General features: G+C 71.6%; 20 protein-coding genes and 1 riboswitch. Of the genes, 10 read left to right on the top strand and 10 right to left on the bottom strand.

The genetic code is table 11. The features are described 5' to 3' along the window. Positions 1-24 precede the first annotated feature (24 nt). From ABD401_RS11795 to ABD401_RS11785, 3 genes are all read right to left on the bottom strand, one after another. Positions 25-510 carry a peroxiredoxin gene (locus tag ABD401_RS11795; RefSeq protein ID WP_344604881.1) on the bottom strand — a complete coding sequence of 162 codons (486 nt, stop codon included), beginning with the start codon at positions 508-510 and terminating at the stop codon, positions 25-27. 60 nt (positions 511-570) lie between these two features. Further along, complete coding sequence (locus tag ABD401_RS11790) at positions 571-1,353, bottom strand: fructosamine kinase family protein (protein WP_344604879.1); 783 nt, start codon at positions 1,351-1,353, stop codon at positions 571-573. Positions 1,354-1,460: 107 nt separating this feature from the next. Then, entirely contained in the window at positions 1,461-1,943 is a 483-nt protein-coding gene (locus ABD401_RS11785; RefSeq protein ID WP_344604877.1) for a low molecular weight protein-tyrosine-phosphatase, read from the bottom strand. A gap of 38 nt (positions 1,944-1,981) precedes the next feature. Then, positions 1,982-2,092: riboswitch (TPP riboswitch) on the top strand. On the opposite strand from ABD401_RS11785, the gene thiC reads away from it, so the two are divergent. Further along, positions 2,083-3,885 carry a phosphomethylpyrimidine synthase ThiC gene (gene thiC / locus ABD401_RS11780; protein WP_425566114.1) on the top strand — a complete coding sequence of 601 codons (1,803 nt, stop codon included), beginning with the start codon at positions 2,083-2,085 and terminating at the stop codon, positions 3,883-3,885. (Overlaps the previous riboswitch by 10 nt.) A gap of 100 nt (positions 3,886-3,985) precedes the next feature. On the opposite strand, the gene ABD401_RS11775 is transcribed toward thiC, so the two are convergent. Together ABD401_RS11775 and ABD401_RS11770 are read right to left on the bottom strand one after the other, a co-directional pair. Further along, positions 3,986-4,171: a CsbD family protein gene (locus ABD401_RS11775; protein WP_344604875.1), complete on the bottom strand. Its 186-nt coding sequence runs from the start codon at positions 4,169-4,171 to the stop codon at positions 3,986-3,988. Positions 4,172-4,289: 118 nt separating this feature from the next. After that, positions 4,290-4,682 carry a phage holin family protein gene (locus ABD401_RS11770; RefSeq protein WP_344604873.1) on the bottom strand — a complete coding sequence of 131 codons (393 nt, stop codon included), beginning with the start codon at positions 4,680-4,682 and terminating at the stop codon, positions 4,290-4,292. A 125-nt stretch (positions 4,683-4,807) separates the two neighbouring features. Between ABD401_RS11770 and ABD401_RS11765 the strand changes: the two genes are divergently transcribed. From ABD401_RS11765 to ABD401_RS11735, 7 genes are all read left to right on the top strand, one after another. Continuing rightward, on the top strand, positions 4,808-5,335 hold the full coding sequence (locus tag ABD401_RS11765; RefSeq protein ID WP_344604871.1) for a hypothetical protein: 528 nt from the start codon (positions 4,808-4,810) through the stop codon (positions 5,333-5,335). 10 nt (positions 5,336-5,345) lie between these two features. Then, positions 5,346-6,404, top strand: a complete 1,059-nt coding sequence (gene hisC / locus ABD401_RS11760) for a histidinol-phosphate transaminase (protein WP_344604869.1) — start codon at positions 5,346-5,348, stop codon at positions 6,402-6,404. 456 nt (positions 6,405-6,860) lie between these two features. Further along, the gene (locus ABD401_RS11755; protein WP_344604867.1) at positions 6,861-10,697 is read left to right on the top strand and encodes an LPXTG cell wall anchor domain-containing protein; all 3,837 of its coding nucleotides are present in this window, start codon (positions 6,861-6,863) and stop codon (positions 10,695-10,697) included. Positions 10,698-10,860: 163 nt separating this feature from the next. Beyond that, entirely contained in the window at positions 10,861-11,979 is a 1,119-nt protein-coding gene (gene pdhA / locus ABD401_RS11750; protein ID WP_344604865.1) for a pyruvate dehydrogenase (acetyl-transferring) E1 component subunit alpha, read from the top strand. Positions 11,980-11,990: 11 nt separating this feature from the next. Then, a complete protein-coding gene (locus tag ABD401_RS11745; protein WP_344604943.1) occupies positions 11,991-13,004 on the top strand; it encodes an alpha-ketoacid dehydrogenase subunit beta in 1,014 nt (337 codons plus the stop codon). 22 nt (positions 13,005-13,026) lie between these two features. Further along, the gene (locus ABD401_RS11740) at positions 13,027-14,535 is read left to right on the top strand and encodes a dihydrolipoamide acetyltransferase family protein (RefSeq protein ID WP_344604863.1); all 1,509 of its coding nucleotides are present in this window, start codon (positions 13,027-13,029) and stop codon (positions 14,533-14,535) included. 19 nt (positions 14,536-14,554) lie between these two features. Continuing rightward, entirely contained in the window at positions 14,555-15,325 is a 771-nt protein-coding gene (locus ABD401_RS11735; protein ID WP_344604861.1) for a carbon-nitrogen family hydrolase, read from the top strand. On the opposite strand, the gene ABD401_RS11730 is transcribed toward ABD401_RS11735, so the two are convergent. Then, entirely contained in the window at positions 15,305-16,033 is a 729-nt protein-coding gene (locus ABD401_RS11730; protein ID WP_344604859.1) for a TetR/AcrR family transcriptional regulator, read from the bottom strand. The two genes, ABD401_RS11735 and ABD401_RS11730, sit on opposite strands and share 21 nt — an antisense overlap. 230 nt (positions 16,034-16,263) lie before the next feature. On the opposite strand from ABD401_RS11730, the gene ABD401_RS11725 reads away from it, so the two are divergent. Then, positions 16,264-17,517, top strand: coding sequence for an SLC13 family permease (locus ABD401_RS11725; RefSeq protein WP_344604857.1), 1,254 nt, complete (start codon positions 16,264-16,266; stop codon positions 17,515-17,517). A 297-nt stretch (positions 17,518-17,814) separates the two neighbouring features. Here ABD401_RS11725 and ABD401_RS11720 read toward each other — a convergent pair whose 3' ends face one another. Then, a complete protein-coding gene (locus ABD401_RS11720) occupies positions 17,815-19,644 on the bottom strand; it encodes an acyl-CoA dehydrogenase (protein ID WP_344604855.1) in 1,830 nt (609 codons plus the stop codon). Positions 19,645-19,778: 134 nt separating this feature from the next. Between ABD401_RS11720 and ABD401_RS11715 the strand changes: the two genes are divergently transcribed. Next, entirely contained in the window at positions 19,779-20,591 is an 813-nt protein-coding gene (locus ABD401_RS11715; protein ID WP_344604853.1) for an alpha/beta fold hydrolase, read from the top strand. On the opposite strand, the gene ABD401_RS11710 is transcribed toward ABD401_RS11715, so the two are convergent. From ABD401_RS11710 to ABD401_RS11700, 3 genes are all read right to left on the bottom strand, one after another. Further along, the gene (locus ABD401_RS11710) at positions 20,588-20,908 is read right to left on the bottom strand and encodes an antibiotic biosynthesis monooxygenase family protein (RefSeq protein WP_344604851.1); all 321 of its coding nucleotides are present in this window, start codon (positions 20,906-20,908) and stop codon (positions 20,588-20,590) included. The two genes, ABD401_RS11715 and ABD401_RS11710, sit on opposite strands and share 4 nt — an antisense overlap. A 62-nt stretch (positions 20,909-20,970) precedes the next feature. Beyond that, positions 20,971-21,639 (bottom strand): response regulator, encoded by a 669-nt coding sequence (locus tag ABD401_RS11705; protein WP_344604849.1) that lies wholly within the window; start codon positions 21,637-21,639, stop codon positions 20,971-20,973. Then, complete coding sequence (locus ABD401_RS11700) at positions 21,636-23,615, bottom strand: sensor histidine kinase (RefSeq protein ID WP_344604847.1); 1,980 nt, start codon at positions 23,613-23,615, stop codon at positions 21,636-21,638. The genes ABD401_RS11705 and ABD401_RS11700 overlap by 4 nt, the downstream gene beginning before the upstream one ends. Between the last annotated feature and the right edge of the window lie 29 nt (positions 23,616-23,644).

The following is a 23,644-nucleotide window of genomic DNA, read 5'->3' as shown; positions in this document are numbered from 1 at the left end:
ACATCGTCGGACGTCAGCGGTGGATCAGAGCTTGGCGAGGATGTTCTCGCACGAGGAGGCGTTGACGCCCGGGCCCGGCTCGACCTCGAGCTTGGTGATGGTGCCGTCCTCGATGACCGCGGCGTAGCGCTGCGAGCGGGTGCCGAGACCGAAGCCGGCGCCGTCGAAGGTCAGGCCCATCGCGTTCGCGAAGTTCGCGTTGCCGTCGGCGAGCATCTGGATCTTGCCCTTGGCGCCCTGGACCTCGGCCCACGCGTCGAGGGTCCACGCGTCGTTGACCGCGATGCACACGACCTTGTCGACGCCCTTGCCGGCAAGCGCGTCGGCGCCCTGGACGAAGCCCGGCAGGTGCTGCTTGCTGCAGCCCGGGGTGAACGCGCCGGGGACGGCGAACAGCACGACCTTGCCGGTGCCGAGCACCTCGGCGCTGCTGACCGAGGCCGGCATGCCGTCCTCGCCGAGCACCTTCACCTCGACGTCGGGAACCTTGTCGCCCACCGCAATCGCCATACCGTCACTCCAGAGATCGGATCGCTGTCGGCCCGCTCGTCGGGCCCGTCGGCCCCGACGCTACCCAACGGTGCGCAGGACCGCGCGGGCCAGCCGCCCGGCCTGCGCGCCGTAGCCGCCACCGAACAGGGCCGCGTGGACGACGACCGGGTGGAGCTGGTGCAGGGCCACCCGGTCGCGCCAGCCGTCGCCGAGCGGGAACGCCTCGCCGTAGGCGGCGAGGATCCGCTCGAGCAGGGGGCACCCGAACAGGGCGAGCATCGCGAGGTCGGTCTCGCGGTGGCCGCCGTGCACGGCGGGGTCGATCAGGTACGCGGGCCCGGCCGCGGACCAGTGCACGTTGCCCGCCCACAGGTCGCCGTGCAGCAGGGCCGGCGGCTCGGCCGGTCCCGCCACGGCGGGCAGCACCGCGAGCACCTGCTCGACCAGCGCGGCGTCCGCGGCGTCGATCCGACCCCGGTCGACCGCGTGCTTCAGCGCGGCGCCGACACGTTGTTCGGCGTAGAGCTCGGGCCAGGTCGCCGCCGGACGGTTCGGCAACCGGAGCGATCCCAGGTAGCCGTCGCCGGTCCCGCCGAAGTGTTCGGCCCCGGCCGCGTGGGTCGCGGCGAGCGCACGGCCGAACTCCTCGGCCGCCGCCGGCGTGGGCCGTCCCGGCTCGATCCACTCGAGCACGAGCGCGTCGTCGGTGACGTCGAGGACCGCCGGCACCGGCGCCCCGCCCGCGGCCCCGAGCCGCCGCAGCCCGTCGGCCTCGGTGCGGAAGAAGTCGGCGGGTGCGCCCGGTCGCGTCTTCGCGAACACGACCCGGCCGTCGGCAGGGTCAGCCGGGTCGCGCGGCACATGTCGCCTCCGCCGACCGGCACCGCCGCAGCGACGTCGACCCCGAGCGCCGTCGTTGGAGATGTCATCTCCACCGAATCAGCCCTCCGCCGTTGGAGATGTCATCTTCAGTGCAGCTGGGTCTTCAGTTCGGCGATCAGGCCGTCGCACGCGCGCTCGACCTGGTCGAGGACGAGCTGGTAGTCCGCGGTCGTGCCGCCGTAGGGGTCGGGGACGTCGAGGTCGTCCTCGCCGGCCTCCGGGTCGTAGGAGCGCAGCATGCGGACGCGGTCGCCGATCTCGGGATCGGGCGCGAGCCGGCGGAGATCGCGCCGGTTGTTCGCGTCGAGCGCGATCACCAGGTCGTAGTCGTCGTAGAAGCGCGGGACGAACTGCCGCGCGGTGTGGGTGTCGTCATAGCCGTTGGCGACGAGCATCGCCCGCGCCGGCGGGTGCGCGCCCTGCCCGACGTGCCAGTCGCCGGTGCCCGCGCTCTCGACGAAGACGCGGTCGTCGAGACCGGCCTCGGCGAGCTTGTGCCGCAGCACCGCCGCCGCCATCGGGGAGCGGCAGATGTTGCCGAGACAGACCATGCAGATGCGATAAGCCACGGGTTCATCCTGCCCCGGTAGGTTGAGGGACTTCACAAGTCCATATCCGCGGGAGCTCGGGCCACCGGGCTGAGAGGGCAGCTGACGCGCTGCCGACCGCCTGAACCTGACCGGGTAATTCCGGCGTAGGGAGTTCGCCATGTCCATGACCATGGAACCGCCGGCCGTCACCTCCGAGGGCGACAGCAGCGGCGACACCAACGAGAACCGGCCCGCGTTCTCGAAGACCTACCTCCAGGGGTCGCGTCCTGATCTGCGCGTCCCGATGCGGGAGGTGCACCTGACGACCGGCGACTCGGTCGTCCTCTACGACACCTCGGGTCCGTACACGGACGCGTCGGTGACGACCGACATCCGCCGCGGCCTCGACCCGCTGCGTGCGGCCTGGATCCGCGAGCGGGGTGACGTCGTCGAGTACGAGGGCCGTCCGGTCTCGCACATCGACGACGGGTACAAGGACGACGAGCGCCGCGCGGCCGGCCTGCGTAACCTCGACGCCGTCTTCACCGGCGGCCGTCAGCCGCTGCGGGCGACGGACCCGAGCAAGCCCGTCACGCAGCTGCACTACGCGCGGCAGGGGATCATCACGCCCGAGATGGAGTTCGTGGCCCTGCGCGAGGGCTGCGAGCCGAGCTTCGTCCGCGACGAGATCGCCCGCGGCCGCGCGATCCTCCCGGCGAACGTGAACCACCCGGAGAGCGAGCCGATGATCATCGGCCGCAACTTCCTGGTGAAGATCAACGCGAACATCGGCAACTCCGCCGTCGCCTCCACCATCGAGGAGGAGGTCGAGAAGATGACGTGGGCGACCCGGTGGGGCGCCGACACCGTCATGGACCTCTCGACCGGGCGGAACATCCACACCACACGCGAGTGGATCATCCGGAACTCGCCGGTGCCGATCGGCACGGTCCCGCTGTACCAGGCGCTGGAGAAGGTCGACGGCAAGGCCGCCGAGCTGACCTGGGAGATCTACCGCGACACCCTGATCGAGCAGTGCGAGCAGGGCGTCGACTACTTCACCGTCCACGCCGGCGTGCGCCTGGCGTACGTGCCGCTGACGGCGAAGCGCAAGACCGGCATCGTCTCCCGCGGCGGCTCGATCATGGCCGCGTGGTGCCTCGCGCACCACCAGGAGTCGTTCCTCTACACGCACTTCGAGGAGATCTGCGAGATCCTCGCGCAGTACGACGTCTCGTTCTCCCTCGGCGACGGCCTGCGCCCGGGCTGCACCGCGGACGCCAACGACGCCGCACAGTTCGCGGAGTTGCAGACGCTCGGCGAGCTCACCGAGATCGCGTGGCGCCACGACGTCCAGGTGATGATCGAGGGCCCCGGCCACGTCGCGATGAACAAGATCAAGGAGAACATGGACCTCCAGTTGGAGGTCTGCAAGGAAGCGCCGTTCTACACGCTCGGCCCGCTGGTCACCGACATCGCGCCCGGGTACGACCACATCACCTCCGCGATCGGTGCGGCGATGATCGGCTGGTTCGGCACCGCGATGCTCTGCTACGTCACGCCGAAGGAGCACCTCGGGCTCCCGAACAAGGACGACGTGAAGACGGGCGTCATCACCTACAAGATCGCCGCGCACGCCGCCGACCTCGCGAAGGGTCACCCCGGCGCGCACGCGTGGGACGACGCGCTCTCCGACGCCCGCTTCGAGTTCCGCTGGGAGGACCAGTTCAACCTGGCCCTCGACCCGGATACCGCGCGGGAGTTCCACGACGAGACGCTCCCCGCCGCCCCGGCGAAGACGGCGCACTTCTGCTCGATGTGCGGCCCGCACTTCTGCTCGATGCGGATCACGCAGGACGTGCGCAAGTACGCGGAGGAGAAGGGCCTTGACGAGGCGTCCGCCCTCGACGCCGGCATGGCGGAGATGTCGGACCGCTTCCGCGCCCAGGGCGACCGGGTCTACCTGCCGCTGGCGGACTGACCCACCGCGCCCGTCCCCGGACGTGAAAAAAAGGGTGACACCCCTTACTGCGGAGTAAGGGGTGTCACCCTTTTTTGCACGCGTTGCAGGACAGGCGGCGTCAGTCGCCCATGAGCTTCTTCGCCGCGTCCTTCACGTTCTCGCCGGCCTTCTTGACCTGAGCCTTGGCCTGGTCGCCCTGGCCCTCGGCCTGCATGTCGCGGTCGCCGCCCATGCGGCCCGCAGCTTCCTTCGCCTTACCGGCGGCGTCGTCGATGGCGTTGCCCAGCTTGTCGGTGGCACCCATGGTTGGGCTCCCTTCTCTCCTGCGCCGGGGGAGTGCCCGGCACGGAGCAGGACTGCCCGCCCCGCGGCCGGTCAATCGGCGGGGCACCTCACACCCGGGGAATGTCGGCCCGGAGAGGTCAGTCGACGACCTTGCTGACCATGCTCAGCGGCCAGCTCACGAGCGTCACGACGAGGGCCCCGAGCAGGGCGGCGCCGAAGCCGTCGACATGGAACGGGACGTCGAGCGCGTCGGAGATCGCGCTGGTCAGCAACAACATCAACGCGTTGATGACGAAGATGAACAACCCGAGCGTGACGATGATGAACGGCAGCCCGACGAGCGTGGCGATCGGCTTCACCACCGCGTTCACCACGCCGAAGATGGCCGCGACGAGCAGCAGGATCAGGAGCTTGTCGCCCCAGCCGTCGTCCTCGGGCCCCGTGGTGTTGAGGGTGATGCCGCTCACGACGGCCGCCGCCACCCAGAGGGCGGCGGCATTGATGCCGAGCCGGATCGCCAGGTCCTTCATCTCGGCTCCTCACGGGCGAGCTGGTGCGCGAATCACTGCGAGAACTCCTCGATCGTGTCACGTGAGGCCCCGCACACCCCGCAGGCCGCGTTTTGGCCACGCGCGCGCCCGGGCAGGGGACTGCCATGCGTGTTTCAGCGGGACGACTGCTCGCCGGGGTCGGCGCCGGTGCCCTGGCGGTCGTCGCGGTCGGCCTGGGGCCGAACGTGGCGTCCAACGCGGCCCCGACGGCGGCCCCGAACGAGGCGTCCGCCGCGCCGACGGTCGGGTCGTGCGTCGACGGGGACAAACAGTCGGCGGAGTGCGCCGACCCGGCGGCGGTGTACGAGGTCCTCGCGACCGCGAGGTCCGCGCCGGGCTGCCCCACCGGGGACTACTTCTTCGCCGAGGCCGCCGGGCGGGGTTCCGACGGCCTCTGCCTCGGCTACAACGTGTCGGTCGGCGACTGCGTCCAGGACGACCCCGAGAGCCCGCGGCGCGTGCCGTGCGCCCCGGAGGTTCTGACGCCCACCTTCCGGGTCGTGCAGGTCGTCGACGGCCGTGCCACCGCGAAGGCCTGCCGGGACAGCGACGCCGGGCCGGTCGCAGCGCTCACCTACTCGGTCCCCAAGCGCACCTTGTGTCTGGAGCATCTGCCGGTCGCCAGCCGGTAACTTGCCGCCCATGGCGGGCCCCCGGATTCGGCAGGCGATCAATGACATCCCTGGTTACAAGCCTGGCCGCGTACCGCCGGGCGGGGCGGCGTTCAAGCTGTCCTCGAACGAGAACCCCTACCCGCCGCTCCCGGCGGTGCTGGAGGTGCTCGCCGGCGCCGCGACCGAGATCAACCGGTACCCGGACCTCGCCGCGACGGCGCTGGTGAACGCACTGTCCGAGCGGTTCGGCGTGCCGGTGGACGACATCGCGACCGGCACCGGCTCGGTCGGCGTCGCGCAGCAGCTCCTCCAGGCCACGACCGGGCCGGGTGACGAGGTCGTCTACGCCTGGCGGTCGTTCGAGGCGTACCCGATCCTCGTCCAGATCGCCGGCGGCACCTCGGTGCGCGTCCCGCTCACCCCGGACGCGCGGCACGACCTACCGGCGATGGCCGCCGCGGTCACCGACCGGACCCGGCTGATCTTTCTGTGCAGCCCCAACAACCCCACCGGACCGGCGATCCGGCGGGACGAGCTGACCGAGTTCCTCGACGCGGTCCCCACCGACGTGCTGGTCGTGCTCGACGAGGCCTACCGGGAGTTCGTCACCGACCCCGAGGTGCCGGACGGGGTCGACGTCTACCGCGAGCGGCCCAACGTCGCCGTGCTGCGCACCTTCTCGAAGGCGTACGGCCTCGCGGGCCTCCGGGTCGGCTACGTCATCGCCCCGCCGCAGGTCGCGGCGGCGGCGCGGGCGTGCGCGGTCCCGTTCGGGGTGTCCGTGCCGGCCCAGGCGGCGGCGGTCGCGTCCCTGCAGGCGGAGGACCAGCTGCGGGCGCGCGTGGCCGACCTGGTCGCCGAGCGGACGCGGGTCGTGCAGGCGCTGCGGGACGCCGGGTGGGAAATGCCCGAAACGCAAGGAAATTTCGTTTGGCTCCCGATTGGCGTGGGCAGTAGCGAGTTCGCAGCGACCTGCGAGGCCGCCGGCGTGATGGTGCGTCCCTTCGAACCGGAGGGCGTCCGGATCACCGTCGCCACCCCCGAGATCGACGACCGCTTCCTGGCCGTCGCCACCCGCCCTCGGTGATCGCGTGAGGACGTTGCTCCGAATGGGTTACACCACGCTGTCGAGGCCTGGGACACGCGCGCTCACACGCCGGGGATTAGGCCGAATTGATCACGGAGCGAAATTAATTGGCCACAACGCGGCGTGACGATGAACACGTCTCACATCACGTAACGGAGTGGATTTCCGGAATCGGCGCAGGTGAGCGCAGTGTTCCGCATCGCTCCCGTGATCGTGCAATGTCACGTTGTGTCACAGGGTTTTCTCAGGAGCCAGTTTTGGCCGTTTCGGCACGGGCGTGCCCCGTGACGAACTGGTAGAAACAGGCGGCACGACACGGGGCTTCAGGACGTCGGCCGTCTTCGGCGACGCCGCGACTTTGATGAGGTTGAGATGCGAGTTCGTTCTTCTGTTGGACCCACCGGGCGGCATCGCTCGGCGTCGTCCGGCATGACGCCGACAGTTCGTCGGCTGACGTTGGCATGCGCTGCGGGCGTCGGTCTCGTCGTCCTGCAGGCGGCCGGCGTGGCCACGACCGCGCAAGCCTCCACCGCCCCCGCCGGGGCGCCCGCCAAGGACTTGACGCAGCGCTCCGGCATGGCCATCACCTTCGACGGTGGCGCCCCGGTGGCGCCGGCCGAGCAGGAGCAGCAGGACAAGGCCTCCATTCCCTTCGCCCCGGTGAAGAAGGAGAGCCTGATCGACGGCCTGGACCTCGACCTCTCGCCGCTCCTCGGCGAGCTGGACGAGGACGACGAGGACGAGCTGCTCGGCCTCGGCCACATCCTCGACCTGGCGGAGCCGGGTGAGGGCGCCGAGGGCGGCGACGGCTCGATCCTCAGCCTCCTCGGTGAGGCCCACACCAACGGCGACAACTCCGGTGGCGACGGCGGCCTGATCGACGTCGTCGACGGCGGCCACATCCAGGGCGAGAACTCCGGTGGCGACGCCAACCCCATCGCCGTCGGTGGCAACGACCAGGGTCCCGAGGGTCCCGACGCCGTGGCGCCCCGCGTCGCGACCGCCGGCGTCGACGTGCTCGGCCTCATCGTCCTCGGTGACGGCACCAACGACAGCCCGCTGCAGCTCGGCGAGGACGGCAACGACGGCGAGGGCAGCATCCTCGCCATCGGCAACGGCGGCGACGGCAAGTCGGTCGCCCCGCGCTTCGCGACGGCCGGCGACGACGGCGCCCTGATCTCCATCGGCAACGGTGGCGACGGTGGCCTGCTCCCGAACAAGGGTGGCGACGGCGTCATCCTCGAGATCGGCGAGGGCGCCGACGGCGGTGCGCACGACGACGCGAACGGCGGCAACGGCGGCGTCGTGTCCGTCCTGAACGTCGTCACGTTCGACCCCAAGGACGGCAAGCTCATCACCCTGCTCGACAAGGACGCCCCTGACGGTCCGTCAGGCGCGGACGTCGCCCGCACGCTGGCTGAGCCGCGGGTCGACACCGACGGCGGCCTGCTGGGCACCGGCCTCCTCGAGGACGGCCTCATCTCCATCGCCAACGGCGAGAAGGGCAACGCGGACCCGAGCCAGGGCGACGTCGGCCCCGGCGGTGACGGCGCGCTGCTCAACATCGGCAACGGTGGTGACGGTGGCCAGATCGGCCCCGGCGTCGGTGGCGACGGTGGCCTCATCTCGGCCCTCAACGGCCTGATCCGCAAGCCCCCGGCGGACGCGAAGATCCCGACCTCCGGCGGCGACGGCAACCTGATCTCGATCCTCGACATCGAGCAGTCGGTCCCGAAGAACTCCGGCGGCGACGGCACGCTCGTCACCGTCCTCACGGGCGGCAGCCAGGACGTCGTCGAGGAGCTCCTCGACGCGGTCGGCGACGTGCTCGACGAGGTTGTCGACGGTGTCGGCCTCCTCCTCGACGACGTGCTCAGCGCGGACCTCGGTGCGGAGCTCGGCGAGACCGTCGACACCCTGCTGGACGAGCTCGGCGAGGCGCTCGACCTCGGCAGCGTCCAGACCTCCGCTCCGGCCGAGGACGACCCGGTCGGCGGCGAGGGCAACCTTCTGACGATCGCTCAGCTCGGCCCGGGTGCGGGCAAGGCTGAGGGCTCCGGCGGCGACGGCGGCCTGAGCAACATCCTGAACCTGGAGCCGAAGGAGCCCAAGAGCGACGGCTCCGGCGGCGACGGCGGCATCCTCAACCTGCTCAACAACCCGGGTGGGCGTACGTGGAGCGACGCGAGCCTGCGCACCTCCTCGAAGACCCCGGGCGACGAGCTGCGTCCGACCGGCCAGATGGCCCCGGTCGAGGACCCGCCCTCGAGCGACGACGGCCCCCAGGGCGGTAACGGCGGCGACGGCGCGGTCGGCAACATCGGCAACGGTGGCGACGCCAAGGGCACCGCGACCGGCAACGGTGGCAACGGCACCATCGCCGGCGTCGGCAACGGTGGCGACGACAAGGGTTCCTCCTCCGGCAACGGTGGCAACGGCACCGGCGTCGAGGCTGGCACCGGTGGTGGCGACAAGGGCTCCGAGAGCGGCAACGCCGGCAACGGTGGCGTCGCCGAGGTCTCGAAGGCCGGGTCCTCGGACCGCGGCCACAACCACGGTGGCGACGGCACGGTCGCGGGCGTCGGCAACGGCGGCGGCGGCGCGAAGCCGAACTCCGACGGTGCGCGCAACGCGAACCCGGCCAACGGCGTCTCGGGCGCCACGGGCGCGCTGCTCAACGCCGGCAACGGCGGGCGCTCCTCCGGTGGCGGCACGGGCAACGGCGGTGCGGGCACGCTCGTCGACGCGGGCCTCGGCGGCAACGCCGGTGGCGGCAACGGCAGCGACGGCACGGGCGGCATCCTCAACGCCGGCAACGGTGGCGACGGCGCGGCGTCGAGTGACGGTGCCGGTGACGGCAGCGACGCCGAGCGCAAGGGCCTGATCAACATCGCCAACGGTGGCGACGCGATGTCCGACGGCTCCGGCTCCGGTGGCGACGGCTCGCTCGTCGAGGCCGCGACCGGTGGCGTCGGCGAGAACGACGACCACTCCGGCGACTCGGACAACCCGAAGACCGCGGGCAAGCCGGCCGACGGTGGCCTCCTCGCCCTCGGCAACGGCGGTAACTCCTCGGGCAACGGTGACGGCGGTTCGGCCGCGGTCGTCGGTGCGGCCAACGGCGGCAACGGCAAGCACGAGGAGAACGACAACAACCCGAACAGCGACGACGACACCAGCGGTGGTGGCGACGGCGACGGCGACGACGACGGCGTCCTGCCGGGCGGCGACGGCGCGCTGATCTCCCTGTTCAACGGCGCGGACAACGGCAAGAACCACCTCATCGAGATCGGCAACGGCAACAAGCCGCTGGTCGACGTCGCGAACGGTGGCCCCGGTGCCGGCACCCCGGCCGGCGCGAACGACGCTCCGGGCGTCCACATCGGCAACGGCGGCGCGGGCGGCAACGTCGGCTCCGACGAGCCGAGCGACGACGACTCGGGCACGTACAACGAGGGTCAGATCATCGAGGCCTTCAACGCGGCGGACGCCGACGGTGCGGGCCCGGACAAGGGCGACATCCCGCTCATCTCGGTCGCCAACGCCGGTGACGGCGCGGGCGCCAACACCGGTCCGGACACCGGCCGCAGCCCCGGCGCGATCGACGTCGGCAACGGCGGCAACTCCGGCAACACCGGCGGCCCTGCTCCGCACTCGCTGCCGACCCTCATCGAGATCGCCAACGGCGGTAACGGTGGCGGCCTCGACGGCGACGGTGGCGACAGCAACATCGTCCGCGCGGGTGAGGGTGGCGACGGCTCCGCCGGCGCCGGTCACTCCGGTGGCGACGGTGGTTCCGTGGCGGTCGTCGGCGCCGGCAACGGTGGCGACGGTGGCGCGGGCGACGAGTCCGGCGAGAACGGCGGCGACGTCGTCCTGGTCGGCCTCTACAACGGTGGCCCCGGCGGTAACGGCACCGGTGGCAAGGGTGGCGACGGTGGCCCCGGCGGCATCACCTCGATCGTCAACGGCGGCGACGGCGGCACCGGCCCCGGCGACGACGACGGCGGCCGTGGTGGCCCGGCTGACGGCCTGGTCAGCGTCGGCAACGGCGGCGACGGCATCCCGGGCAGCCCGTACGACGGTGGCTCCGGCGGTGGCATCGGCATCGGCAACGGTGGCGACGTCGGCGAGGTCCAGGTCAACGTCACCCCGCCGAGCGCCGGTGGCGTCGAGGTCGAGGAAGAGCTTCCGGCGACCGGTGGCAGCGCGGACGGTATGGGCGCGGCGGCCGGCCTCGGTGCGGTGCTCATGCTCGGTGGCGCGGCTCTCCGCCGTCGCTTCCGCGACTAGGACCCGCATCGCGCAAAACTGAACACAACGGACAACACGAACTCCCCCGTCGGCCTCGGCCGGCGGGGGAGTTCGCGTTGGGGGCGTGTGAGCGGCCCAATGTCACCGCGGGAACGGGTGCGAGTGGATACCGTGGATCTTCGGTGAGGTCTTCCTGACGGGAGTGGCCGTGACCCCTGACGACGCCGTCGAACTCGTGCAACTGCTCACGCCCGAGGGCGAGCTGGTCGAGCATCCGGAGTACCGGGTCGAGTTCAGTGATGAGGAGCTACGGGGGCTGTACCGCGACCTCGCACTCGTTCGCCGCATCGACGCCGAGGCGACCGCGTTGCAGCGCCAGGGCGAGCTCGGGATCTGGGCCTCCCTGCTCGGGCAGGAGGCGGCGCAGATCGGCTCGGGCCGCGCGATGGGCCCGAACGACCACGTCTTCCCGACCTACCGCGAGCACGGCGTCGCGTGGTGCCGTGGGGTCGACCCGCTCAAGCTGCTCGGCCTGTTCCGCGGTGTCGACATGGGCGGCTGGGACCCCGAGGAGCACCACTTCCACCTGTACACGATCGTCATCGGCGCGCAGACGCTGCACGCGGTCGGCTACGCGATGGGCATCCAGCGCGACGGCATGACCGGCGACGCCGACCCGGCGCGCAACGCGGCTGCCGTCGCGTACTTCGGCGACGGCGCGACCAGTCAGGGCGACGTCAACGAGGCCTTCATCTGGGCGGCGGTGAACAACGCCCCGGTCGTCTTCTTCTGCCAGAACAACCAGTGGGCGATCTCCGAGCCGCTCGAGCGGCAGTCGCGCATCCCGCTCTACCAGCGGGCCCGGGGCTTCGGCTTCCCCGGCGTGCGCGTCGACGGCAACGACGTCCTCGCGACCTACGCGGTCACGCAGGCGGCGCTGGCCCGAGCCCGGGAGGGCAGCGGTCCCACGTTCATCGAGGCGTACACGTACCGGATGGGCGCGCACACCACCTCCGACGACCCGACGCGGTACCGCATCGCCGCCGAGGTCGAGTCGTGGAAGCTCAAGGACCCGATCGAGCGGCTGCGTTCCTACCTGATCCGTACCGGCAAGGTCGACCAGGCGTGGTTCGAGGCGCTCGAGCAGGAGTCGGACGAACTCGCCAAGCACATCCGCTCCGGTTGCATCGAGATGCCGGACCCGGACCCGTTGTCGATGTTCGACCACGTCTACGCCGACCCGCATCCGCCGCTGGCGCGGCAGCGCGACGCGTTCGCCGCCTACCTGGCGTCGTTCGAGGGTGTGGAGGAGGAGCAGTGACGAGCACACCGGTGTCGAGCACGGCGGCCGCGGCTCCCGCGGCCGGCCAGACGACGACCCTCGCCAAGGCGATCACGATGGGCCTGCGCGCCGCGATGGAGCGCGACCCGAAGGTCGTCCTGATGGGTGAGGACATCGGCAAGCTGGGTGGCGTCTTCCGCGTCACCGACGGACTGCAGAAGGACTTCGGCGAGGACCGCGTCATCGACACCCCGCTCGCCGAGTCCGGGATCCTCGGCACCGCGATCGGCATGGCGCTGCGCGGCTACCGCCCGGTGTGCGAGATCCAGTTCGACGGCTTCGTCTTCCCGGCCTTCGACCAGATCGTCTGCCAGCTCGCGAAGATGCACGCGCGGTCCAAGGGGCACTCGAAGCTGCCGGTCGTCGTGCGCATCCCCTTCGGTGGGGGCATCGGTGCGGTCGAGCACCACTCCGAGTCGCCCGAGGCGTACTTCGCCCACACCGCCGGCCTGCGCGTCGTCGCGTGCTCCAACCCGGTCGACGCCTACTGGATGATCCAGCAGGCCATCGCCTCCGACGACCCCGTCATCTTCTTCGAGCCGAAGCGGCGCTACTGGGAGAAGTCCTCCCTCGACGTCTCGGCCGGGCCGCCGCCGGAGGGGCTCGACCAGGCGCGCGTGGTCCGCGAGGGCGCGGACATCACGGTCGCGGCCTACGGACCGATGGTGAAGGTCTGCATGGACGCCGCGTCCGCCGCGGCGGAGGACGGCACGAGCATCGAGGTGCTCGACCTCCGTTCGCTCTCACCGCTCGACATGGACACGATCGTCGCGTCGGTGCGCCGCACCAGCCGGCTCGTCGTCGTCCACGAGGCACCGGTGACGCTCGGCATGGGCGCGGAGATCGCAGCCGCGGTCACCGAGGCCTGCTTCCACCACCTCGAGGCGCCGGTGCTGCGCGTGGGCGGGTTCGACACGCCCTACCCGCCGTCGCGGATCGAGGAGGAGTATCTGCCGGACCTCGATCGTGTGCTCGACGCCGTGGACCGCTCGCTCGCGTACTGAATCGTCGAAGGGAAGGTCGCAGGTGGCTCGTCGCCAGTTCAAGCTCCCCGACGTCGGTGAGGGTCTCACCGAGGGCGAGATCCTGCAGTGGTTCGTCCAGGTCGGCGACCGCGTGACGACCAATCAGACCCTGGTCGAGATCGAGACGGCCAAGGCCGCGGTCGAGCTCCCCAGCCCGTACGAGGGCGAGGTCGTCGAACTGCTGGCGAGCGTCGGCGACATGGTCGACGTGGGTGCTCCGATCATCACCATCGAGACCGAGCCGGGATCCGCGCCGGCGGCCCCGTCCGAGGCGCCGGCCGTGCCGGCGCAGGCCGCGGTCGCCGAGGCGATGGGTGGTGCCGACGAGGAACCCGCGGTCGCCGCCGGTCTGATCGGCGGCGAGGCGCCGGGCGGGCGCACCGCCGTCCTCGTCGGGTACGGGCCGCGGAACACGACGGCGAAGCGTCGCCCGCGACGCGCAGTCCACGACGGAGCTCACCAGCCGCCGCCCGCGGGCGACCCGGAGGTCCCCGGCGGTCCGCTCGGCAGCGAGGGCGTGAAGCCGGTGCGCCACGGCGGCCTCGAGGTCGGTCGCCTGGTCGAGGCCCGCGAAGCCCCGCACGCCGGCTCGGCCGTCCCGGCCCGCACCATCGCGGTCGAGGAGCAGGGCGAGATCGGCAAGGTCACCGTCCTGGCCAAGCCGCCGGTCCGCAAGATGGCGCGCGACCTCGGCGTCGACCTGCGCACGGTGACCCCGACCGGCCCGGGCGGGACCATCACCCGCGCCGACGTCGCCGCGGCGGCCGGGCCCTCGGCCGTCTCCCTCGCCGGGGAGTCGCGCCCGTCGACCGCCCGCGAGGAGCGGATCCCGATCAAGGGCGTCCGCAAGATGACGGCGCAGGCGATGGTGACGAGTGCGTTCACCGCGCCGCACGTCACGGAGTTCGTCACCGTCGACGCGACGCGCACGATGGACTTCGTCGAGCAGTTGAAGAAGCACCCCGGCATGGCCGGCATCAAGGTCTCGCCGCTGCTCGTCCTCGCGAAGGCCGTGTGCCTCGCGGTGCGCAACACCCCCGAGGTGAACGCGACGTGGGACGAGCAGGCGCAGGAGATCGTCCTCAAGCGGTACGTGAACCTCGGCATCGCCGCGGCCACCCCGCGCGGGCTGATCGTCCCGAACATCAAGGACGCGGACGCGATGTCCTGGCCGGAGCTCGCCACGGCGCTCAACCAGCTCACCGAGACCGCGCGCGCCGGGCGCACCGCGCCGTCGGACATGGCCGGCGGCACGTTCACCATCACGAACGTCGGCGTGTTCGGCGTGGACACCGGAACGCCGATCATCAACCCCGGCGAGTCCGCGATCCTCGCCTTCGGCGCGATCAAGCCGCAGCCGTGGGTCGTCGAAGGCGTCGTGATGCCCCGTCAGGTGACGACGTTGGCGCTGTCCTTCGACCACCGGATCGTCGACGGTGCGGCCGGGTCGAAGTTCCTCGTCGACGTCGCCAACGTCATCGAGAACCCCATCGCGGCCCTGCTCTTCTGAGGGCGGGCAGGATGGGGGGATGAGGGTCTGCCTGGTCCAGCTCGAGGTCAACCTGGCGCAGCCGCTCGCCGAGCGGGTGGCGCAGGCGTGCGAGACGGTGCGGAGCTGCGCCGGGGCCGACCTGGTCGTGCTCCCGGAGCTCTGGCCGCAGGGCGCGTGGGCGTACCGCGAGTGGGAGCAGACGGCGGAGCCGCTCGACGGGCCGACGGTCGCCGCGCTCGCCCAGGCGGCCAAGGACGCCGGCGTCATGCTGCACGGCGGATCGGTCGTCGAGCGCGCGGGGGACGACCTGTTCAACACCTCCGTGCTCCTCGGTCCGCACGGGGACCTGCGCGCGATCTACCGCAAGATCCACCGCTTCGGCTTCGCCGAGGGGGAGGCCGCGGTGATGACCGCGGGCGACGAGTTCCTGACCGTGACCGGTGGCGAACTGACGATGGGTGTCGCCACCTGCTACGACCTCCGGTTCCCGGAGCTGTTCCGGCGCCTCACCGAGGCCGGGGCGCAGATGTTCGTCATCGCGTCGTCGTGGCCCGAGCGGCGCCTCGAGCACTGGCGCCTGCTCACGCGCGCGCGGGCGGTGGAGAACCTCGCGTACGTCGTCGCCGCCGACGCGTGCGGTGAGCACCACGGCGTGCGGCAGGCCGGGCACAGCGTCGTCATCGACCCGTGGGGCGAGGTCGTGGCCGAGGCCGGCACCGAGCCCACGGTGATCGACGTCGAGATCGACCCGGCCCGCGTCGAGCAGGTGCGGGCCGACTTCCCGGCGCTACGCGACCGGCGACTCTGACGCAGTCGAGCCCGCAGAATCTGACGACGCCTCAGCTTCTGATGGAGCGTCGGACTCGGTCGGATCCCCGAAGCGCCGTGCGAGATGCGCGCGCACGAGGCGCTTGGCCTCGCCCAGCACCGCCTGGTCGCCGTTCGGGTCACGCTCGAACGCGTAGCGGGTCAGGACGTCGGCGATCTTGACGGCGATGACCATGTCCAGCTCGAGGTCGACGTCCTCCGCCACGTCGACCGTCGGCCGGATCAGCTTCACGAAACGCTCGGCGACGACGCTGTCGTTGTCGCGCACCGGGTCGAGCAGATGAAGATCCGCAACGTCGCCGAAACGGATCGTCTGGAAGCCCGGGATGTCGTGGTGCATCGCGACATAGGCGTCGAGCACGGCGTTGGTGAGGTCCCACCAGGTCGTGTGCTCCTTCGACCCCGCGAGGTCCGTGAGGCGCTCGGTGAAGCGCTCCAGGTTCCGCAGGGCGACGGCACGGACGACCGCCTGCTTGTCCGGGAAGAACTGGTACAGCGAGCCGATCGAGACGTCTGCGCGCTCGGCGATCAGCGTCGTCGTCAGCGCGTCGTACCCGACCTCGGCGACGAGTTGCTGGGCGGCGTCGAGCATCCGCTGGACACGCTCGACGCTGCGACGCTGCATGGGTGCGCGTCGGAGTGGCTGCAGCGGTGTCCCGGAGCCGGTCTCGAAGTGCTGGAGGGTCATGGACCTCGTCCTCGCCTGTCGGGGGAGACCGCCGGCGGTAGCGGTGTCGTCCAAGATCTTCTTTCTACAAAGCCCGAAGATTACTCCTGCTTGTGCACCGACGCGCTACTCGGTCCTCACCGACGGCTCGCCGACCAAGATCATCTTTGCCACTTTTCGGGCGGAAAACGAGATCGCCACGCCCGTCCGATTTGTGCAACTGACGAGGCATCGGAAAACGGGAGAGCAGCATGGGGCTGGTGATGGCGCTCGTGTTGCTCGCCGTCACACTTGCGGCAGCCATCGTGCGTCCGCCCCGGTTCACCGAGGCGGTCGTCGCGGTGCCCGCCGCCGCGCTGTGCGTCCTCGGCCCGACGAACGTGCGGACCGCCGCCGACGAGGTCGAGGCGATCGCGCCGACGCTCGGCTTCCTCGCCGCCGTGCTCGTGCTGGGGCGGTTGTGCGCCCGGGAGGGCCTGTTCCGGTGGGCCGGTGCGGTGCTCTCGGCCGCGGCCCGGGGGCGCCCGTCCGCCTTGCTGGCGTGGGTGTTGTTCGTCGGGACAACGATCACGACCGTGCTGAGTCTGGACGCGACCGTCGTGCTGTTCACGCCGGTCGTGATCGCGGCGGCAGTGCGCGTCCGGACCCCCGCCCGTCCGCACCTGCACGCCACCGTGCACCTGGCGAACTCGGCGTCGCTCCTGCTGCCGGTCTCGAACCTGACGAACCTGCTGGCCTACGAGGCGAGCGGTCTTTCGTTCGCGAGGTTCGCGGCGCTCATGGCGCTGCCGCTGCTCGTCGTGCTGGTGGTGGAGTACGTCGGGACGCGGGTCTGCTTCGCGGGCGACCTGCGGCCGGCCGCGACCGCGCCGGTACCGGACCGTACTGCCGGGCCGGACGAACGCGCGCCGGTCCTCGCACTCGCGGTCCTCGTCGTCACCCTCGCCGGGCTGGTGGCGAGTTCGCCGCTCGGCATCCACCCGGGCTGGGTGGTCGCGGCCGCCGCGCTGGTGCTGGCGGGGAAGCAGTGGCGGGGCGCCGGGCCGACACCGGTCGACCTGGTCCGCTGGTGCGAGCCGGGGTTCCTGCTGTTCGTGGCCGCGCTCGCCGTCGTCGTGCGCACGGCCACCGACGAGGGCCTGGGCGACGTCGTCGACGGGCTCGTCGACCAGCCCGACACCCTCGCGGGGCTGCTGGTGATCGCGGTCGTCGGCGCCGTCGCCGCCAATCTGCTCAACAACCTGCCCGCGACGTTGCTGTTGCTCCCGTTCGTCGCGCCGAGCGGCAGCGGCCCGGTGCTCGCCCTGTTGCTCGGCGTCAACATCGGGCCGAACCTGACCTACGTCGGCTCGCTGGCCTCGATGCTCTGGCTCCGCGTCTCGCGCTCCGAAGGCGCGCACCCGAAGCTCGCGGACTTCACCCGCCACGGTCTGGTCACCGTCCCCGTCGCTCTCCTCGGAGCAACCGCTGCCCTCTGGGCGAGCCTCCACACCATCGGCGCCTGACGCCGCACGCCACGGGGTCGCGAGCGCAGCGAGCCGTCCCCCCGCCGAGCGCGACGCGTGCGGAGCACGCACCAGAGAAATTGATACGGGTGAGGCGCGCGGCTGCCGATCCGCTGCGCCTCACCCGTATCGGGGCCGGTCGCTGGTGCCGGTGTTGCGACCTGCCGGTGGCGACTCGGGAACCCCCACCAGGTGCCCAGTCGCCCGATATCGAACGAGGGACCGTGGCGACGTGCTCCACGGTCCCTCGTCGATTACCCGGGCAAACGGCGTCGTACACCTGCCTCGGCGAAATTCCTAGAAGCTGTCCTCGGCGACGTCCATGAGGCTGTTGTCGACCGTCCCGGCGATGACGCGCTGGGCGGTGAGCAGCGGCAGGACCTGCGCGGCGAAGAAGCGGGCCGCGGCGACCTTGCCCTCGTAGAACGCCTTGTCGCGGGCGGACGGCTCGCCGGCGAGCTTGGTCAGAGCCACCTCGGCCTGACGGAGCAGGAGCCAGCCGATGACGAGGTCGCCGGCGGCGAACAGCAGGCGGTTCGCGTTCTGGCCGACCTTGTACATCTCGGTGACCTCGCCCATGGCGTTGGTCAGCGACTCCACCATCGTGCCGACGATGCCCTGGACGTCCTCCAGCGCGCGGGCGAGCAGGGCCCGCTCGATGGCCAGCGGGCCGTCCTGGTCGGAGGTCGCGAAGGTCTCGATCTCGCCGGCGAGGCGGGTGAGGGCCTGGCCGGAGTCGCGGACGATCTTCCGGAAGAAGAAGTCCATCGCCTGGATCGCCGTGGTGCCCTCGTAGAGGGTGTCGATCTTGGCGTCGCGGATGTACTGCTCGAGCGGGTACTCCTGCAGGTAGCCGGAGCCGCCGAAGATCTGCAGCGCCTCGCTCAGCAGGGCCCAGGAGCGCTCCGAGCCGACGCCCTTGACGATCGGGAGCAGCAGGTCGTTGAGACGCTCGGCGTCGGAGTCGACCTCCCCGCCGGTCGCCTGGGCGGCGTGGATCTCGTCCTGGATGCTCGCGGTGTAGAGCACGAGGGCGCGCATGCCCTCGGCGTACGCCTTCTGCATCATCAGCGAGCGGCGGACCTCCGGGTGGTGGAGGATCGTGACCCGCGGCGCGGCCTTGTCGGTGAAGCGGGTGAGGTCGGCGCCCTGGACGCGCTCCTTGGCGTACTCGAGCGCGTTGAGGTAGCCGGTCGAGAGCGTCGCGATGGCCTTGGTGCCGACCATCATGCGGGCGTTCTCGATGATGAGGAACATCTGCGCAATGCCGTTGTGCACGTCGCCGAGCAGGGTGCCGACGGCCGGGATCGAGTCGCCGAGGGTGAGCTCGCAGGTCGTCGAGACCTTCAGGCCCATCTTGTGCTCGACGTTGGTGACGAAGGCGCCGTTGCGCTCGCCGAGCTCACCGGTCTCCAGGTTCACGTGGAACTTGGGGACGATGAACAGCGAGAGGCCCTTGGTGCCGATGCCGGCGCCCTCGGGGCGAGCCAGCACGAAGTGCACGATGTTGTCGGCCATGTCGTGCTCGGCCGAGGTGATGAAGCGCTTCACGCCGGTGATGTGCCAGGTGCCGTCGGGCTGCTGGACGGCCTTGGTGCGGCCGGCGCCGACGTCGGAGCCCGCGTCGGGCTCGGTGAGGCACATCGTGGCGCCCCAGCGCTTGTCGACCATGAGCTGCGCGAGCTTGCGCTGGTCCTCGGTGCCGTTCTGGTACAGCATGCTCGCGAAGCCGGGGCCGGCCGCGAACATGTGGATCGCGGGGTTGGCGCCGAGCACCATCTCCTGGACGGCCCAGCGCAGCGAGGCCGGCGCGCGCGTGCCGTCGAGCTCGACGGGGATGTCGAGACGCCACATCTCGGAGTTCATGTAGGCGTTCATCGACTTCTTGAACGACTCCGGCATCGTCACCGAATTCGTCTTCGGGTCGAAGACGGGCGGGTTGCGGTCGGAATCGATCATCGAGTCGGCGAGGTCCTCCACCGCGAGGCGCTCGACCTCGTCCAGGATGGAGCGGGCGGACTCCACGTCCATGTCCGCGTACGCGCCCGAGCCGAGAATCTCGTCGCGCCGGAGGAACTCGAAGAGGTTGAACTCGATGTCGCGGCGGTTGCTCTTGTAGTGACCCATGTCAGCCCCCTGGCCGAGCGTCCCGGGCTACCCCGGAACAATGCGGGAAGTCGTTTCCTACTGCTTGGTAACCTTAGCATACTCGCCAGTAACTTAGGCCGATCCGGCCCAGGATCCGCAAGGAGATGCACCCGATGGCGGCACGCCGGACCGAGATCGTCCTGGAACACACCCGGACCGGCGAGGGCCCGCCGCTCGTGCTGCTTCACGGGATCGGCGGCCGCCGCGCCATGTGGGACCCGATCGTTCCGCTGCTGGCGCCGCACCGCGAGGTGATCACGATCGACCTGCCCGGGTTCGGGGCCAGCCCGCTCCCGGAGGGCCAGGACCTGCGCGCGGTCGGGATCGCGCGGACCGTCGCGGACTTCTGCGCCTCGATCGGGCTGGAGCGCCCGCACTACGGCGGCAACTCCCTCGGCGGATGGCTGTCGCTGGAGATCGCCAAGGCCGGCCGCGCCGCCTCCGTCACCGGCATCGCCCCGGCCGGGCTGTGGCGCACCCGCGTCCCGCGGTACACGAAGTGGCAGGTCGTCAGCCTCTACGACCTGCCCAAGCTGTTCGGGCCGCTGATGGACCCGGTCACCCGCATCACCCCGCTCCGCCTGGCGATGACGGCGAACGTCATGGGCAAGCCGTGGCGGACGCCGCGCTCGGTCCTGCTCGAGGACTCCCGCGCGATGCTCGCCTCCGAGGCGTTCAAGCTGACGATGGCGTCGGCGTCCGGGCAGCGCTTCGCCGACGGGCACGACATCGACGTGCCGATCACGATCGCGTTCGGCACGCGCGACGTCATCCTCGGCCCGGGCTGCCGCTACCGCGGCGAGCTGCCCGAGCACACCCGCTGGCTCACGCCGCGCGGCTGGGGGCACATGCCGATGTACGACGACCCGAAGGGCGTCGCGGCGGTCCTGCTCGACGGCTCGAGCGTCTCCGCCCTGGCGGCCTAGGAGGAGGGGGCGACGTCCAGGACGACGTCGAAGGCCCACAGCTCGGAGCCGGAGGCGGCCATCGGGCCGTTCTGCTGGCGCTCGGCGTCGTGGGCGGCGGCGCCCATGCCGTCCCGCCACTTCTCGAAGGCGGCCTTGCTCTCCCAGCGGGTGAAGACGAAGTACTTGTCGGTGCCCTCGGCGGGGCGCAGGAGCTGGAAGCCGCGGAAGCCCTCGGACTTCTCGACCATGCCCGCGCGGGCGCTGAAGCGCTCCTCCAGGTGGGCACCCATCTCGGCGGGGACGGTCAGCACGTTGATGGCCACGTAGTCACTCATGAGCGGCAGCTTAGGCCCCCCTAACTTCTCGCCGAAAAGGGTGACACCCTTTCTGGTGATCGTCAGTCCGGGTCGAGGCCGAGGCCGGCCTCGCGGGCCCGGACGATCGCGGCCGAGCGGTCGGGCAGGTTCAGCTTCGTGAGGACGTTCGCCACGACGTTGCGGACGGTCTTCGGGCTGAGCGAGAGGCGCCGGGAGATCGCGGTGTTGTCGTGCCCGCGGGCGACGAGGTCGAGGACCTCGCGCTCCCGGTCGGTCAGCTCGGGGAACGCGCCGCCGCCAGTGGTCCGGGTGCCCGCGACGTAGCCCATCGCCCGGGCCGCGACGGCCGGGCCGAGGATCATCTCGCCGTTGGCGACGGCCCGGAGGGCGCGTTCGACCTCGGCGGGCGTCGCACCCTTGAGCAGGTAGCCGCGGGCGCCGGCCCGGATCGCGGCGAACACCGAGTCGTCGTCCTCGTGCATGGTCACGACCAGCACGCGCAGGTCCGGGTGGGCGCGCACCAGCGTGCGGGTGACGTCGATGCCGTTCCCGTCGCCGAGCTCGAGATCCATGAGCACGACGTCGACGTCCGCACCGACGGTCGCCTCCGCCTCGGCGGCGGAGGACGCCTGGCCGACCACTGCGATGTCGTCGAGGGTCTCCAGCAGCGCGACCATCCCGAGGCGGAACATCGGGTGGTCGTCGACGACGGCGACGCGGATCTCCGACCCGCGGCTGGGTCCGCTCATGTCCGAACTCCGGTGGGGACGGGAAGACGGGCCTCGACGCGGGTGCCGCCGGTCGGCAGCGCGCCGATCCGGACCGAGCCGCCCTGCTCCTCGGCGCGCTCGCGCATCGAGCGGGTCCCGACCCCGGGCGGCGCGTCGGGGGCGAGGCCCCGCCCGTCGTCGTCGACGCGCACGACCAGCTCGGCACCCTCCGCCCGGACCTCGACGCGCGCGGACCGCGCGCGGCTGTGCCGGGCCACGTTCATCATCGCCTCGACCGCGATGCCGTAGACCGCCGCGGCGAGGTCGCCCCGCAGGTCGGCGGCGGCGCAGTCCACCTCGACGGCGAGCCCACCCGCGCGGTGCCGGGCGGCGAGCTCGTCGAGCGCGGGTCCGAGACCGGCGGTGTCGAGCGTCGGCGGGAGCAGGCTGCGGGACAGGGCACGCACGTCCTCGACCCGGCCGTCGAGCTCGTCCTGCAGGGCGGCGAGCAGGGTTTCGGCCTGGACCGGGTCCCGGGTCAGCAGGTTCCGCGCCCCCTGCAGCCCCAGCCGGATCCCGGCCAGCGCCGGCCCGAGCCCGTCGTGGAGCTCGCGGCGCAGGACGCGGCGTTCCTCGAGCCGGACCGACGCGAGCCGGTCCCGGGCCTCGGCCAGGTCCGCCGACGACCGTGCGAGGGCGACGCCGGTCGTGATCAGCGGCACCAGGTCGTCCAGGGCCCGGCGGGCGCGGCCGTCGAGCGTCTCGCCGGGCGGTGCGGTGACCGCGAGCTCGGCGATGACGTCGTCCCCGCGCACGAGCGGGACGATCAGCGGCGGACCGGTCGGTGTCCCGGTCGCCGCGGCCGGGGTGCCGTCCAGCAGCAGCGTCACCGACTCCAGGCGGAGCGCGGCGGCCACGTTCGCGGTCAGGCCGGTGAGCAGGTCCTCGACCGTCCCCGCCCCGAGCGAGGATCCGAGCCCGCGCAGGGCGGAATCCGGTTCGACGCCGGTGCCGTAGACGAGCCGGTGGACCCGGCGGTTGAGCCAGAGCCGCGAGGGCTGGACCGCGACCGCGACCGCGGCGGCCGCCATCACCTGGGCCGCGCCGTCCCACGGCAGCGCCGCCGTGACCGCCGCGGTGACCGCGACGTAGATCGCGACGAGGCCGACGGTGAGGGTCGAGGCGAGGGCGGTCCGGCTGATGGCGAGGTCCATGCCCCACAGCCGCTGGCGGAGGACCACGACGAGGATCGCCGCGGGGAAGAAGGCCTGCGACGCCAGGTGCAGCGTCGGGGTGAACCACAGCGGCAGGTCGAAGCCGTCGTTGCGCGTCAGCGGGACGAACGTCGCGGTCATGATCCCGGTGCCGAGGGCCAGCCAGCCGAGCCCGATGCGTTCGGCGGCCGGGCCGCGCAGCCGCCGCCACCCCACCTCGAGCGCGGCGAGGGTCCCGCCGACGACGGTGAGGGCGAACATCAGGCGGAAGTCCCAGTCCGACCTCGCGAAGCTCCACCAGGTGAGCACCGCGGTGATCGCGAGCCCGACGATCAGGCCGGCACCCGCCACCGGGGTCAGGCGCCGCTCCCGCACCAGGTACGGCAGGACGCACATCAGCGCGATCGTGCCGGGGACCCACGCCTGGCCCTGCAGCTGCAGCGCCCACTCCGGCGCCGGGAGGTCGGGATGCCGGATCGTCAGAACGGTCCAGGCGTAGGAGAGCGCGGCCACCCCGCCCCCCACTGCGGTGAGCGCGAGGATCCACCCGACCGGGTGCCGCCGGCGGGCGAGCGTCACCGCGGCGACCGTGCCGTAGACGCAGGCGTCGGTGGCGTCGACGACGTAGAAGAGCAGGTTCTCGTCGACCGGCGGCCGGCCGGCGACCAGGATCCCGAGCGAGATCAGGGCGAGGGCCCACGCCGAGGTGACGACGGCGAACGCCACCCGGGGCAGGCCGCCCTCGGGACGCGGTTCGGCCCCGGGAGAGGGGGCTCCCGGGGCCGAGTTTCCGGACGTCATTCGCTGGACTCTACGAGCGCGAAGGACGA

The organism is Sporichthya brevicatena (genome assembly GCF_039525035.1).
Lineage (GTDB): Bacteria > Actinomycetota > Actinomycetes > Sporichthyales > Sporichthyaceae > Sporichthya > Sporichthya brevicatena.
This window is presented reverse-complemented; position numbering and strand designations above follow the sequence as displayed.

Coding starts and splice junctions, on each gene's coding strand:
- ABD401_RS11795 (WP_344604881.1), bottom strand. CDS start 510: ATGGCGATTGCGGTGGGCGACAAGGTTCCCGACGTCGAGGTGAAGGTG.
- thiC (WP_425566114.1), top strand. CDS start 2,083: ATGTCCATGACCATGGAACCGCCGGCCGTCACCTCCGAGGGCGACAGC.
- ABD401_RS11775 (WP_344604875.1), bottom strand. CDS start 4,171: ATGGGTGCCACCGACAAGCTGGGCAACGCCATCGACGACGCCGCCGGT.
- ABD401_RS11770 (WP_344604873.1), bottom strand. CDS start 4,682: ATGAAGGACCTGGCGATCCGGCTCGGCATCAATGCCGCCGCCCTCTGG.
- ABD401_RS11765 (WP_344604871.1), top strand. CDS start 4,808: ATGCGTGTTTCAGCGGGACGACTGCTCGCCGGGGTCGGCGCCGGTGCC.
- hisC (WP_344604869.1), top strand. CDS start 5,346: ATGGCGGGCCCCCGGATTCGGCAGGCGATCAATGACATCCCTGGTTAC.
- ABD401_RS11735 (WP_344604861.1), top strand. CDS start 14,555: ATGAGGGTCTGCCTGGTCCAGCTCGAGGTCAACCTGGCGCAGCCGCTC.
- ABD401_RS11730 (WP_344604859.1), bottom strand. CDS start 16,033: ATGACCCTCCAGCACTTCGAGACCGGCTCCGGGACACCGCTGCAGCCA.
- ABD401_RS11725 (WP_344604857.1), top strand. CDS start 16,264: ATGGGGCTGGTGATGGCGCTCGTGTTGCTCGCCGTCACACTTGCGGCA.
- ABD401_RS11720 (WP_344604855.1), bottom strand. CDS start 19,644: ATGGGTCACTACAAGAGCAACCGCCGCGACATCGAGTTCAACCTCTTC.
- ABD401_RS11715 (WP_344604853.1), top strand. CDS start 19,779: ATGGCGGCACGCCGGACCGAGATCGTCCTGGAACACACCCGGACCGGC.
- ABD401_RS11710 (WP_344604851.1), bottom strand. CDS start 20,908: ATGAGTGACTACGTGGCCATCAACGTGCTGACCGTCCCCGCCGAGATG.
- ABD401_RS11705 (WP_344604849.1), bottom strand. CDS start 21,639: ATGAGCGGACCCAGCCGCGGGTCGGAGATCCGCGTCGCCGTCGTCGAC.
- ABD401_RS11700 (WP_344604847.1), bottom strand. CDS start 23,615: ATGACGTCCGGAAACTCGGCCCCGGGAGCCCCCTCTCCCGGGGCCGAA.